The organism is Phocaeicola sp. HCN-6420, from assembly GCF_037890145.1.
GTDB lineage: Bacteria > Bacteroidota > Bacteroidia > Bacteroidales > Bacteroidaceae > Phocaeicola.
This window is the reverse complement of the sequence record NZ_JBBKBJ010000010.1, coordinates 1-14,521: the sequence shown is the minus strand read 5'-3', so window position 1 is coordinate 14,521 and position 14,521 is coordinate 1. Positions and strand designations below refer to the sequence as shown.

Below are 14,521 nucleotides of genomic sequence, written 5' to 3'. Positions count from 1 at the left end.
AACATAAAAACATGAAACTGGAAAATATTATCAAATCCGTCAATGTCTGCGAAACAAGAGGTAATGTGGACAAAGAAATTAAGGGTATTCAAATGGACTCTCGTCTGGTAGAAGCCGGACATTTGTTTGTTGCCGTAAAGGGAACTCAGACCGACGGACATGCTTATATCGCAAAAGCTATTGAAAAAGGAGCAACCGCCATCGTTTGTGAAACATTACCTGAAGAGCTGAATGAGAATGTTACTTATGTAACAGTAGCGGATACGGAAGATGCAGTAGGTAAATTGGCAACAACTTTTTATGGGGATCCTACATCGAAACTTGATCTGGTAGGAGTTACTGGAACAAACGGAAAAACTACTATCGCCACCTTATTATATAATATGTTCCGCAAATTCGGATATAAGGTGGGGCTGCTGTCCACTGTCTGCAACTACATCGACGGAGAAGCTATACCAACAGATCATACAACTCCCGATCCTATTACACTAAACCGCCTGCTGGGACGTATGGCAGACGAAGGCTGTAAATATGCATTTATGGAAGTCAGTTCTCATTCCATCGCACAAAAGCGTATCGGAGGTTTGAGATTCGTAGGGGGTATCTTTACCAATATCACTCGCGACCATCTGGATTATCACAAAACTTTCGAAAATTACCTGAAGGCAAAAAAGGCATTTTTCGACGGACTTCCCAAAACAGCTTTTGCCCTGACTAATCTGGACGACAAAAATGGCAGCGTCATGGTACAAAATACCAAAGCTAAAGTTGCGACTTATTCACTGCGTACACTCTGCGATTTCAAGGGAAAGGTATTGGAAGATGGATTTGAAGGCATGCTGATGGATATAAACAACCGGGAAGTCAATGTACAATTCATCGGACGCTTCAATGCTTCCAATCTACTGGCCGTATATGGCGCAGCATGCTTGTTGGGTAAACAGCCTGAAGATGTATTGCTTATATTAAGCACACTTCGTCCGGTGGCCGGACGCTTTGACGCATTGCGCTCCCAAAAAGGTTATACAGCAATAGTAGATTATGCTCATACTCCAGATGCATTGGTCAATGTTTTGAATGCTATCCACGAAGTATTGAAAGGAAGAGGACGAGTTATCACTGTAGTTGGAGCCGGCGGCAACCGAGATAAAGGCAAACGCCCTCTGATGGCACAGGAATCGGTCAAACAAAGTGACCGTGTAATCATCACATCCGACAATCCTCGTTTTGAAGAGCCTCAGGATATCATCAACGATATGCTGGCTGGCTTGACTAAAGAAGATATGACAAAGGTTCTCTCCATCGCTGACCGTAAGGAAGCTATCCGTACAGCTTGTATGCTGGCACAAGCGGGCGACGTAATCCTTGTAGCAGGAAAAGGACATGAAAATTATCAGGATATAAAAGGTGTAAAACATCATTTTGATGACAAGGAGGTATTAACAGAGATTTTTGATAACGAATAATACAAATACAACATGTTATATTATTTATTCAACTATTTAGAACAGCTTGATTTTCCGGGGGCGCGTATGTTTGGTTACGTATCGTTCCGGGCACTCATGGCTATCATTTTGTCACTACTTATATCTGCCATTTTCGGAGAATATTTCATCAAGCTGCTCAAGAAAAAACAAATTACGGAGACACAGCGTGATGCTTCAATAGACCCGTTTAATGTAAATAAAGTAGGAGTCCCCACGATGGGAGGAATCATCATCATTGTTGCAATACTTATTCCCTGCCTTCTACTGGGAAAGCTGCACAACATTTATATGATACTGATGCTGATTACGACTATCTGGCTGGGAAGCTTAGGCTTTGCCGATGACTATATCAAGGTATTCCGTAAAGACAAGGAAGGGCTTCATGGTAAATTCAAGATTATCGGTCAGGTGGGATTAGGATTAATCGTTGGGCTAACTCTTTACCTGAGTCCGAATGTGGTTATCCGTGAGAACGTAGAGATTCAGAAAGACGGACATGTGGTAGATGTGGTACATAAAAGCCAAGACGAAAAATCTACAAAAACGACTATCCCCTTTTTCAAGAACAATAACTTAGACTATGCCGATTTTGTAGGATTCATGGGAGAACATGCACAGACAGCCGGCTGGATTGTTTTCGTATTGGTCACTATCTTTGTCGTAACTGCGGTATCGAATGGAGCCAATCTGAATGACGGTATGGATGGTATGGCAGCAGGAAACTCTGCCATTATCGGAGTGACCTTAGGAATATTGGCTTATGTATCCAGCCACATAGAATATGCCAGCTATTTGAATATCATGTATATTCCAGGAAGTGAAGAGCTGGTAATATTTATCTGTGCCTTTATTGGAGCCTTAATCGGCTTCCTTTGGTACAATGCTTTCCCGGCACAAGTATTTATGGGCGACACAGGAAGTTTGACTATTGGAGGTATCATTGCCGTATTTGCAATCATCATACATAAAGAGTTGCTGATTCCCATACTATGCGGAATATTCCTCGTAGAAAACCTGTCAGTCATCCTTCAGGTAAGATATTTCAGAAGCGGCAAGAAGAAAGGACTCAAGCGTCGTATCTTCAAGCGCACACCGATACACGATCACTTCCGTACAACTTTATCACAGCTTGATCCAAGTTGTACGTACCTGATTACTTCTCCAAGCAGTGTATTCCATGAATCGAAGATAACCGTCCGATTCTGGATTGTCACTATCGTATTAGCAGCAATAACAATTATAACTTTAAAGATAAGATAAACGTATCATGGCAAAAAGAATTGTCATTTTAGGAGCCGGCGAAAGCGGTGCGGGAGCAGCCGTGCTGGCACAGAAAAAAGGTTTCGATACCTTTGTTTCTGATATGTCTTTGATAAAAGACAAATACAAGAACATGTTGAACGAAAGAGGCATTCAGTGGGAAGAAGGACACCATACTGAAGAGCTGATTCTTAATGCTGACGAGGTTATCAAAAGCCCGGGTATCCCCAACGATGCCCCATTAATTCTGAAATTGAAGGAAAAAGGAACTCCAATCATTTCTGAAATTGAATTTGCAGGACGATATACCAACGCCAAGATGATTTGTATCACCGGAAGTAACGGAAAGACTACTACTACTTCTCTTATTTATCATATCTTTAAGAAAGCAGGATTAAACGTAGGACTGGCGGGAAATATCGGACAGAGCCTGGCATATCAGGTGGCAGAATGCAACTACGATTATTATGTTATCGAGCTAAGCAGCTTCCAGTTGGATAATATGTATAAGTTCCATGCCAACATTGCTGTCTTGATGAACATCACGCCCGACCACCTGGACCGTTACGATTATAAAATGCAGAATTATGTAGATGCTAAATTCCGCATCATACAAAACCAGACGGACAACGATGCTTTCATTTTCTGGAACGATGATCCTGTTATTCAAAAGGAATTGCATAAATATGGAATACACGGACGCTACTATCCTTTTGCCGAAAAGAGAGAGGAAGGACTGGCAGCCTTTGTAGAACAGAACAAGGTTTATTTTACAAAGCCCATTGAATTTAACATGGAACAGGAAGAGCTTGCATTGACAGGTACTCATAACCTGTTCAATTCTATGGCAGCCGGTATTTCTGCTAACATCGCAGGTATCCGGAAAGAATGTATCCGTGAGGCATTAAGTGATTTCAAGGGAGTAGAACATCGCTTGGAAAAAGTTACTCGAGTACGTGGCGTAGACTATATCAACGACTCAAAAGCGACCAATGTAAACTCATGTTGGTATGCATTGAGCAGCATGAAAACAAAAACGGTACTTATTTTGGGTGGAAAGGATAAAGGAAACGACTACAATGAAATAGCCGGACTGGTAAAGGAAAAATGTTCCGGTCTGATATTTCTGGGTCTGCACAACGAAAAGCTTCATGCTTTCTTCGACGGATTCGGCTTACCTATCGCCGATGTACAGAGCATGAAAGATGCTGTGGATGCTGCTTACCATATGGCTAAAAAAGGTGAGACGGTACTTCTCAGCCCATGTTGCGCCAGCTTCGACCTGTTCAAGAGTTACGAAGATCGTGGTGACCAATTTAAAGAGTGTGTAAGAAACTTATAATAAAATTATCCTGAAAAGATGGATTTGCTAAAAAACTTATTCAAAGGCGACAAAGTAATCTGGATAATCTTTTTGTTACTTTGCCTCGTTTCTATCATTGAAGTATTCAGTGCTTCCAGTACGCTGACGTATAAAAGCGGTGATCACTGGAGGCCTATCACCATGCATATGATATTGATGGCAGTGGGAGTCATCGTCATACTTATTATACATAATATTCCCTGCCGATGGTTCAAGACGTTCGTCGTGTTGCTACCAATATCGTGGGTTATGCTGATTTTTGTTTTTGTGGTAGGTGCATTGACCAATGGAGCCAAACGTTGGATAGATTTAGGATTTATCCAGTTTCAGCCTTCTGAAGTAGCCAAAATGGCAACCATCATAACCGTAGCATTTATCTTGTCGAAAATGCAAGAGGAAAAGCAGGCTAACCCGAAAGCTTTCAAATATATTCTGTGGGTTACGGGGATAACCTGCATCCTTATCGTTACGGAAAATCTTTCCACAGCAGTACTGTTAGCAGGAAGTGTCTTCCTTATGATGTATGTCGGCAGAGTACCGTTTAAACAATTAGGTGCACTTTTGGGAATTTGTATTGGCCTTTTGATTTTTGCTGTTGCAACAATCAAATATGTACCGTCTGAAACCTGGGACAAGGTAGGTTTGCATCGTATGGTTACCTGGCAAAGTCGTCTGGATAATCACTTCGATACATCTACTGTACCACCAGAAAAATTCGACATTGATGCAGACGGTCAGATTGCTCATGCCAATATCGCAATAGCAACAAGCAACGTATTGGGTAAAGGTCCGGGAAATAGTGTACAACGAGACTTCCTTTCACAGGCTTTTTCCGATTTCATCTATGCCATTATCATCGAAGAATTAGGATTGATAGGAGGCGGTATCGTAGCCTTTCTATACATCTGGCTTTTGATGAGAATCGGCAAGATAGCCCGTAACTGTGATAAATCGTATTATTCATTTCTGGTTATGGGCATAGGTATGCTGTTGGTTACACAAGCCATGTTCAACATGTTGGTAGCTGTTGGTATTATGCCGGTAACCGGACAGCCACTTCCGCTCATAAGTAAAGGAGGAACTTCTACTCTTGTCAACTGTGCATATATTGGAATCATACTAAGTATCAGCCGTCATGTAAATGAACTGAAGAAACAACAGGAACAGGAAGAAGCCGAAAAACAGCAGCAAATACAAGACGCAGCAGTTACATTGCTACAAAATGCAGCAGCCATTGCCAAAGAGCAGTCAGCCGATGAATCTGAAGCCAATAAAAAAGCATCAATACACGAATAAGATTGGCTTTATATTCCAGCTCTTTTGCAGCTAAATAAAATAGAATCAGAATAATTATTTTTACAAGTTTATTCCTAACTTTGCAGGAAAATATAAAATTATGAAGGATAATTTGAGGATTATAATCAGCGGAGGAGGAACAGGAGGTCATATCTTCCCAGCGGTTTCCATTGCTAATGCAATCAAGGAGCAGCATCCTGATACCGAAATATTGTTTGTCGGTGCAGAAGGACGTATGGAAATGCAGCGCGTACCAGCCGCAGGATATAAAATAATAGGCCTGCCTGTTGCCGGATTCGACAGGAAGCATTTGCTGAAAAACATTAGTGTACTTGTAAAGTTACTGCGCAGCCAGCTAAAGGCTCGTCAAATTATCAAAGACTTTAAGCCACACGCAGCGGTGGGAGTTGGCGGATATGCCAGCGGCCCAACCTTAAAAATGGCTGGAATGATGGGAATTCCTACCCTGATACAAGAGCAGAATTCATATGCAGGAGTAACCAACAAACTATTAGCAAAGAAAGCTTGTAAGATATGCGTTGCTTACGAAGGTATGGAACGTTTCTTCGATAAAGAAAAAATTATTCTCACAGGTAATCCGGTCCGTCAAGGTCTGTTGAATCACACTATCAGTCGTGAAGAGGCAATCCGGTCATTCGGACTTGACCCGCAAAAGAAAACCATATTGATTATCGGAGGAAGCTTGGGAGCTCGTACTATAAACAATTGTGTCATGCAGGGATTGGAAAAGATAAAGAATTCAGGTGTACAGTTTATCTGGCAGACCGGAAAATTCTATATTAATGAAGCCAAAGCTTGTGTAGCACAAGCCGGAGAGCTGCCCATGCTGCACACAACCGATTTCATTTCCGACATGGCCGCTGCATATAGTGCTGCCGATCTGGTCATTAGCCGTGCAGGAGCAGGATCTATTTCTGAGTTCTGCCTGTTGCAAAAGCCAGTCATACTGGTACCTTCTCCTAATGTAGCAGAAGATCATCAGACAAAAAATGCATTAGCTTTAGTCAACAAGGATGCAGCTTTATATGTTAAAGACTCAGAAGCTACCCAAAAATTGCTCGATCTTGCCATCGCAACTGTAGGACAAGCTGATACATTAACTAAATTAAGTAAAAACATAGCTAAGCTGGCTTTTAAAGACTCGGCAAACGTTATAGCAAACGAGGTCTATAAGCTGGCTATCAATTATAAGAAAGAACATGAACGTTAATACACTGAAAGCTGTTTATTTTATCGGAGCAGGAGGCATAGGAATGAGCGCACTGGTCCGTTACTTTTTGTCGAAAGGGAAAAAAGTTGGCGGCTACGACCGCACTCCGAGTGAACTGACAGAAAAACTGATTGCAGAAGGAGCAGCTATTCATTACGAAGAAAACGTTTCACTCATTCCAAGTGACTTTCTCGATCCAGAAACAACGCTGATAGTTTATACACCAGCTATTCCGGCCGAACATAAAGAACTGGTTTATTTCCGTGAACACGAATTTGAAACTCAAAAACGTGCTCAAGTATTAGGTATGCTTACGCGCACTGAAAAAGGACTCTGTGTCGCAGGTACCCACGGAAAGACTACGACCTCTACAATGACAGCTTACCTACTGGATCATTCTCATGTAGAGTGTAATGCTTTTTTAGGAGGTATTTCCAAAAACTATAATACGAACTTATTATTGTCCGATAAAAGTGAATATGTAGTTATCGAGGCTGACGAGTTTGACCGTTCGTTCCACTGGCTGACACCGTATGCATCTGTTATCACTGCGACCGACTCTGATCATTTGGACATTTACGGAACTCATGAAGCCTACGTGGAAAGTTTCCGAAAATATACATCGCTAATACAACCGGGAGGTTTTCTTATTGTAAAGAAAGGTATAGATTTGGTACCGGATGTACAGTCGGGAGTAACAGTATATACTTACTCCACAAAAGAAGGAGATTTTCATGCTGAAAACATACGAATAGGTAACGGAGAGATTTTCTTTGATTTCATTTCTCCTTTAGGAAATATAAAAGATATCCAATTAGGAGTGCCTGTCTATGTTAACATTGAAAATGGAATAGCCGCAATGGCTCTGGCACAAATAGGTGGAGCAACTTCTGAAGAAATCAAACAAGCTATGCCTGGGTTTAAAGGTGTAGACCGCCGCTTCGACTTCAAGTTAAAGAATGATCATATCGCATTTATGAGCGACTATGCACATCATCCTGCCGAAATCAAGCAAAGTATTTCTTCTATCCGTATGCTGTATCCGGATAAAAAAATAACGGCAATTTTCCAACCCCATCTGTATACACGCACTCGCGACTTCTACAAAGACTTTGCAAACAGCTTGTCACTGCTCGATGAGGTTATTCTGCTCGACATTTATCCAGCTCGTGAATTGCCGATAGAAGGTGTAACCAGTAAACTCATTTATGACAATTTACGTCCGGGTATCGAAAAATGCATGTGCTCCAAAGAAGAATTGCTGGAAGTTCTGAAACATAAAAAGATAGAAGTTCTCATTACACTGGGAGCCGGCGATATAGAAAACTATGTTCCACAAATATACGAATTACTGAAAGACAAATGATAAAACGAATTTTCATACTCTGTGCTTTAATATTGGCAGCAGCCTATCTTATCCTGGCTGTTACCACATTCAACAGCAAGCCTGGCAACCGGGTTTGCAAGGGTATGGAATTGACTGTCAAAGATAGTGTCGATTACGGTTTTGTCACGCAGAAAGAAGTAAAAAACATTCTGAAAAGGAAAAAGATATATCCTGAGGGCAAAGAACTGGCAAGCATTAATGCCCGCCAATTAGAAAAGGCCCTTTCGAATCACCCCTTCATTGAAAATGCAGAATGTTATCTTACTTCCGGCGGGAAAGTAGCGATTAACATATACCAACGAGTTCCTGTCATGCGAGTGATGAGCAGCAACGGTGACGATTACTATCTGGACAATGCCGGGAAAATAATGAATGCTCCCGGAAAATCAGTACATGTAGTCGTAGCAACTGGATTCATCGATCGCAAGTTCGCCCAGAACGAATTATACCCACTGGGAAAGTTCTTGCAGGGAGATAAGTTTTGGGAATCGCAAATAGAACAAATAAACGTAACCCCCAAACAAGAGCTGGAATTGGTTCCTCGAGTAGGCGATCATATACTCTTTTTAGGAAAACCAGGCGATTATAAAGAAAAATTCAGTAAATTGCAAACATTCTACAAAAGCGCGCTGAACCGGGTAGGATGGAACAAGTACGAACGGATCAGCATAGAATTTAACAATCAGATTATTTGTACCAAAAAGGAGAAGTAAGATATGGCAGCAACAGACTTTATAGCAGCAATAGAACTGGGATCGGCTAAAATAACAGGCATTGCGGGAAAGAAGAATGCAGACGGAAGTATTCAAGTTCTCGCCTACGCCAGCGAACGATCTTCCGATTGTATCAAAAAGGGAACAATCTACAACCTGGATAAAACAACTCAATGCCTTACCTCAGTCATCAGTCAACTGGAAGAGATGCTACATGCATCCATCAAAAAAGTATACGTGGGCATCGGAGGACAGTCTGTAAGAAGCATTCGCAATACAGAAGTAAAACAACTAACCGAAGAAACCAAAATATCTCAGGCACTGATCGACTCCATGATGGAGAACAATCGTGATATTGCTTTGGTCGATCAGGAAATTCTGGCTGTTGAACCACAAGAATATAAAATAGGAAACAACCAGCTTACTACTGAACCTGTTGGAATTCAGACAGACCGTATAGAAGGAAACTTTCTGAATATCATAGCCCGCAACTCCTTGAAGAGCAATATCCGCCAATGCTTCCGTCAGGCTGGATATGAAGTTGCTGAATACCTGCTTTCTCCACTTGCTACAGCCAACGCAGTGCTTACCGGAAGTGAGAAACGTTCTGGGTGCGCGCTTGTCGACTTTGGTGCAGATACTACAACGGTATCGGTATACAAGAACAATATGCTCCGTCATCTTGCTGTCATTCCGTTGGGAAGCAATAATATAACCAAAGACATTTGTAGTCTTCAAATAGAAGAAGAAGATGCAGAACAATTAAAACTTCACTACGCAAGCGCCTATACAGAACCGAGCGAAAACGATGATGAAGTAGGAAAGGAATATAGCATCGACGGAAAATGTACCATCCGTGCTCATAAACTGGAGGACATTGTTGAAGCCCGTGTAAAGGAAATACTGGAAAATGTTTGGAATCAGATTATCTTATCCGAATATAGTGACAAACTGCTTGCCGGAATCATTCTGACAGGAGGCGCATCTAAACTGCCTAATCTGGATAAAGCTGTATTCAACATCACCAAAATAGAAAAGATACGCATCGCACAAAGCGGAGCCGTAGAACTGAGAGGAGATATTACAATTCCGCAAGACGGAAGCAGCAATACACTGATTGGACTGCTGACCACAGGCAAAGATAATTGTTGCAAGATAGATCCCCGCAAAGGTCACCAGTTAGATTTTATCGATGACTTGCAGAAAAAAGAAGAAGAAGCCCGCCTGAAAGCTGAAGCAGAACGTAAAGCCGCCGAAGAAAAAGCCGCAAAAGAAGCCGAAGCTGAAAGACTACGCCAGCTGGAAGAAGCCAAAGTCCGTCAGGAACAAGAACGTGCACAAAAACGACTGCACGATTGTGAAACCCTGATTACGGAAGCTACCCGCCAGATGAATCGTAAAAAATATAAAGATGCACTGGCAAAACTGGAACAGGCACGCAGCTTGAATGTGCAGGAAAAGGAAGAAGAAATAGCCTCCCTTACTGCCGAAATAGAAAAGTTGAAAGAAGATAATCCGTTCAAGCGACTGATTAATGCGCTCAAGAACGGAGCCGACGAGATGATGAAAGATTAATATTCACCGCATAAAGAAAAGGAAGAATTATGTCTGACGAGAAAATTATGCCATTCGATTTCCAAAGTGGAACACCGAGTATCATTAAAGTTATCGGTGTAGGCGGTGGCGGCGGTAACGCAGTCAACCACATGTATAGAGAAGGTATCCACGACGTTACATTCGTCGTCTGCAATACAGATAATCAGGCTCTCGATGAATCGCCTGTACCTATTAAACTTCAGTTAGGACGTGAAGGTCTGGGAGCGGGAAACCGCCCGGAACGTGCACGCGATGCTGCCAACGAAAGTCTGGAAGATGTCAAGAATATGTTGAATGACGGCTGCAAAATGGCCTTCATTACAGCAGGTATGGGAGGAGGAACCGGAACCGGAGCTGCTCCTATCATTGCCAAGACAGCCAAAGAAATGGGTATTCTGACGGTAGGTATCGTTACTATCCCGTTCCTTTTTGAAGGCAACAAAAAAATTGACCAGGCACTCGACGGTGTAGAAGAAATGAGCAAGCATGTAGATGCATTGCTGGTTATCAACAACGAACGCCTGCGTGACGTATATTCCGACCTGAGCGTAATGAATGCTTTCGGCAAGGCCGACGATACACTTTCGATAGCTGCCAAAAGCATTGCCGAAATCATTACGATACGTGGTAAGATAAACCTCGACTTCAACGATGTGAAAACCGTTTTGAAAGATGGAGGTGTAGCTATCATGAGTACCGGATATGGTGAAGGAGAAGGACGAGTTACACAAGCTATAACCGACGCTCTCCACTCTCCATTACTGAACAACAACGATATTTTCAATTCGAAAAAAGTTCTTTTCAACATCTCTTACAGCATGAACAGCGACTTGATGATGGAAGAAATGAACGAAGTACACGAGTTCATGAGCCGCTTCGGAAAAGATGTAGAAACCAAATGGGGTTTATACATCGACGACAGTCTGGGCGAAAAAGTAAAATTCACTATCCTTGCTACCGGATTCGGCATTAAGGATGTACCGGGCATGAGCAACAAGCTCTCTGCCGAAGAACAAAAACGCTTGGAAGAACTGGAAGAAGAAGAACAAAAGAAGGCAGAACGCCGCGACGACTTCTATCCGGGAAGCTATAAGAACAACAGAAAGAAAGGGAACTATAAAATCTATATCTTCACACAAGAAGATCTGGACAACGACGATATCATCAGCATGGTAGAAACTACTCCTACTTACAAACGCTCGAAAGCTGTACTGGAAAGCATTCAGTCGAGAGCTGTAGCTGAAGAAAGTGCAATGCCTAAGCTGGATAACAATGAAAATGGTTCCATGACAATCACTTTCTAAACCGACAAATTAACCAATAACTTATATAATATACGACTATGGACTTATTTGAACAAATCAGCAACGATATTAAAGAGGCTATGAAAGCCAAGGACAAAGTCAGACTGGAAACTTTGCGTAATGTAAAGAAATGCTTTCTCGAAGCAAAAACAGCTCCGGGAGCAAACGATACACTGACTGACGATGCTGCTTTAAAAATCATGCAGAAACTGGTTAAACAAGGAAAAGACTCTGCTGCTGTATACGAAGGACAAGGACGTGCCGACCTGGCTGAGGAAGAAATGGCTCAGGTACGTGTCATCGAAACCTATCTTCCGAAACAGCTTTCACCCGAAGAACTGGAAGCCAAGCTGAAAGAAATCATCGCCCGCGTCGGTGCAACCAGCGGAAAAGATATGGGTAAGGTAATGGGTGTTGCCAGCAAAGAACTGGCAGGTCTTGCCGAAGGACGCGCCATTTCTGCAAAAGTAAAAGAATTGTTGCAGTAAACTGACAAGGTATGCACAGTACCCAGTGCATACAAAACCAAGCAATATAAAGGCAAAAAATACGGGACTTGCAAAGGTTCCGTATTTTTTTGTCACCACATGCCGGCCTTTTCCTGCAAAGAGCCTGACATTCCACTATTTTTTGTACAAAAAATAAAAACGTTTGTACAAATTTTCAGAAAACGTGCCGACGTTTTTCGAGAGATGAAAGGTAGAAGTTCCGAAAACAGCCTCAACTTTCCCGTTACGATACCAACAACCGTTCCCTATTCCTCCCCTCAAGTTCTATCCTCAAAATAAGTCCTGTAAGACAGGAAGAGATTTCAATTCCGGAAAATCCGGTAAATGCAGACGGTAATACTCATTAATTATATCCAGACAACGGTTACGCTCCATCCGGTTCATAGCAAACAAGTGCATCGTTTCGTAGTTCATACGCATCAGATTGCGAATATGAGAAGCTTCTTCCGGACGGACAAACATGCCGTGATAAGGCTGTGTCGAAACAAAACAGGCATTCAGTAAATCAAAATAATCGCTGGGAGCATATTCTTCTACATTGGGATAAAGCCCGAGAAAGCGAGACAAACGCATCAGAAACACCAGGTGAAAATTAGCGAAATTCGTTTCGCATACATCCAGCCACTGCACAGAATGTACCAGATAAGCATATAAAGGAATGTTGGTTGTTTCCTCTTTCAAGGCACGATAAAGGAACTCTGCCAAAAACATGGCAATGGCCGACTTATAAGGATCGTAAGGCAGAGAGGTAAAGATATACCAGGCTTTAGCTTCCTTTATGGGATGAAGTCCCGAACGAGGACGTACATCTGCCTCAAACTCAACTATCGACAAAGGCTGAAAAAGCACCTGCTTCACCGCCGATTTACGCGAACGCTGAACCGGCAGCAGAAAAGACATCCTGCCCGACTGCTCGGTATAAATATGTACAATGTTCGACTTGTCACTATACTTTACCGTATGAAGTACTATACCTACGTATTTCTGTAACATAACGCGACAAAGATACAAAAAAACAAGCAATCCCTGCATGGGAGATAAAACAGTCACCCGCCATGCAAGGAATTACATTACCTATTGAACCTTTAAGAGAGAGAGGATTTGTTAAAATATCAAAATAAGTCTATTCGACTGGATATATATCCAATCAGTTTCAGCTATTGCAAAAATAGCTAAATCAGCTCCTTTTCTTAAAATGCCAGTTGGCATCAAGATAGCATAAGCAGTCATTTTTTCAGGCTAAGTGAACAGAAATCGTATCTATCAGAACAAAAAAACACCTGAAGTTTTTGTTCATAAAAGACTTTTTCCATCACAGATATAACCTCCTAATACTTCCCGCTTTAAGTAATATGTCAATAAAGTTCGCCCCCAATACCCAAGAAAAGAAGTACCCTTCTCCCCTATACTAAAAGAAAAAACAGCAGGAAAAAACCACAAAAGGAAACGATAAAACCGCTGAAAAAGAAAATTTAGCCAGACACTCAGCAAAAAAATCACAGAAAGTTTTGCAGGAATGAAAAATCTTCATACCTTTGCATCCGCAATCGAGAGATATATATCCTCGAAGAGCCAGTCAGGTTTAATCCTGAATCGAAGGATGGCCCGTTCGTCTATCGGTTAGGACGCAAGATTTTCATTCTTGAAAGGGGGGTTCGATTCCCCCACGGGCTACATAATAAACAAAATCACGAACAATATTAAAGATTAGTCGAGATGGCAAATCACAAATCATCTATCAAAAGAATCAGACAAGAAGAAAAGAGAAGACTTCACAACAGATATTATGCTAAGACTATGCGTAACGCAGTGAAGAAACTTCGTGCAACTACTGACAAAGCAGAAGCTGTAGCTCTGTTCCCTAACGTACAGAAAATGTTGGATAAGTTGGCTAAACGTAACATTATCCACAAGAACAAAGCTGCTAACTTGAAGTCTAAATTGGCTGCTCATATCAGCAAATTGGCTTAAGTAATTGCTCACTTTAAGGATATTAAGGCTGAATCTAAAAGATTCGGCCTTTTGTCGTTTATAGCTACGGCTTGTGACATTTCTTTCCTCCTGCTCGCGACTAAGCGAAAAATATGAAGCCTGTCAGACCTGAACGTAAACATTCGGGATATTTGTAAGCCCCCCCCTTCCGGCCAATGTGTCATACCAGACAACTTTAGGCAACTCTAAACTCCACCAAACCTCAACCGACACGAAAAAGCTGCCCAGTAAAACAGAGAATCACTTTTTTCTAAAAAAAAAAGCATTATATTGCAATCGAAAAGAAACATGCACTTTCCGAGAGGTTTAGCTTACCCTTCAAAAGGACCTGCTAAAAGCAAAGACTCGAAAAAGTTCCGCAATCCATCTTTCGTATCACCGAT

The 14,521-nt window shown here is 41.8% G+C and carries 12 protein-coding genes and 1 tRNA gene; 12 read left to right on the top strand and 1 reads right to left on the bottom strand.

The features are described 5' to 3' along the window. Positions 1–11 precede the first annotated feature (11 nt). The 10 genes from WKT12_RS07890 to WKT12_RS07845 all read left to right on the top strand — a co-directional run bounded on the left by WKT12_RS07890 (position 12) and on the right by WKT12_RS07845 (position 12,125). Positions 12–1,466 (top strand): UDP-N-acetylmuramoyl-L-alanyl-D-glutamate--2,6-diaminopimelate ligase, encoded by a 1,455-nt coding sequence (locus tag WKT12_RS07890; RefSeq protein WP_340319348.1) that lies wholly within the window; start codon positions 12–14, stop codon positions 1,464–1,466. A 12-nt stretch (positions 1,467–1,478) separates the two neighbouring features. Beyond that, on the top strand, positions 1,479–2,747 hold the full coding sequence (mraY, locus tag WKT12_RS07885) for a phospho-N-acetylmuramoyl-pentapeptide-transferase (RefSeq protein ID WP_340319347.1): 1,269 nt from the start codon (positions 1,479–1,481) through the stop codon (positions 2,745–2,747). Positions 2,748–2,754: 7 nt separating this feature from the next. Further along, positions 2,755–4,089, top strand: a complete 1,335-nt coding sequence (gene murD, locus WKT12_RS07880; RefSeq protein WP_340319346.1) for a UDP-N-acetylmuramoyl-L-alanine--D-glutamate ligase — start codon at positions 2,755–2,757, stop codon at positions 4,087–4,089. Between the two features lie 18 nt (positions 4,090–4,107). Beyond that, a complete protein-coding gene (locus tag WKT12_RS07875) occupies positions 4,108–5,406 on the top strand; it encodes an FtsW/RodA/SpoVE family cell cycle protein (RefSeq protein WP_021970859.1) in 1,299 nt (432 codons plus the stop codon). 100 nt (positions 5,407–5,506) lie between these two features. Then, positions 5,507–6,637, top strand: a complete 1,131-nt coding sequence (gene murG, locus WKT12_RS07870) for an undecaprenyldiphospho-muramoylpentapeptide beta-N-acetylglucosaminyltransferase (RefSeq protein ID WP_021970860.1) — start codon at positions 5,507–5,509, stop codon at positions 6,635–6,637. Then, positions 6,627–8,003, top strand: a complete 1,377-nt coding sequence (gene murC / locus WKT12_RS07865; RefSeq protein WP_340319345.1) for a UDP-N-acetylmuramate--L-alanine ligase — start codon at positions 6,627–6,629, stop codon at positions 8,001–8,003. The genes murG and murC overlap by 11 nt, the downstream gene beginning before the upstream one ends. Then, positions 8,000–8,737, top strand: coding sequence for a cell division protein FtsQ/DivIB (locus WKT12_RS07860; protein ID WP_340319344.1), 738 nt, complete (start codon positions 8,000–8,002; stop codon positions 8,735–8,737). Before murC ends, WKT12_RS07860 begins: the two co-directional genes overlap by 4 nt. A gap of 3 nt (positions 8,738–8,740) precedes the next feature. Then, a complete protein-coding gene (ftsA, locus tag WKT12_RS07855) occupies positions 8,741–10,312 on the top strand; it encodes a cell division protein FtsA (RefSeq protein ID WP_021970863.1) in 1,572 nt (523 codons plus the stop codon). A gap of 29 nt (positions 10,313–10,341) precedes the next feature. Continuing rightward, entirely contained in the window at positions 10,342–11,637 is a 1,296-nt protein-coding gene (gene ftsZ, locus WKT12_RS07850) for a cell division protein FtsZ (protein ID WP_021970864.1), read from the top strand. 38 nt (positions 11,638–11,675) lie between these two features. Further along, a complete protein-coding gene (locus tag WKT12_RS07845; RefSeq protein WP_021970865.1) occupies positions 11,676–12,125 on the top strand; it encodes a GatB/YqeY domain-containing protein in 450 nt (149 codons plus the stop codon). Between the two features lie 291 nt (positions 12,126–12,416). Here WKT12_RS07845 and recO read toward each other — a convergent pair whose 3' ends face one another. Continuing rightward, complete coding sequence (gene recO / locus WKT12_RS07840) at positions 12,417–13,139, bottom strand: DNA repair protein RecO (RefSeq protein WP_340319342.1); 723 nt, start codon at positions 13,137–13,139, stop codon at positions 12,417–12,419. A gap of 609 nt (positions 13,140–13,748) precedes the next feature. Here recO and WKT12_RS07835 point away from each other — a divergent pair. Both WKT12_RS07835 and rpsT read left to right on the top strand, forming a co-directional pair. Further along, a tRNA-Glu gene (locus WKT12_RS07835) sits at positions 13,749–13,820 on the top strand. Between the two features lie 42 nt (positions 13,821–13,862). Continuing rightward, positions 13,863–14,117, top strand: a complete 255-nt coding sequence (gene rpsT / locus WKT12_RS07830; RefSeq protein WP_007571135.1) for a 30S ribosomal protein S20 — start codon at positions 13,863–13,865, stop codon at positions 14,115–14,117. The last annotated feature ends 404 nt before the right edge of the window (positions 14,118–14,521 follow it).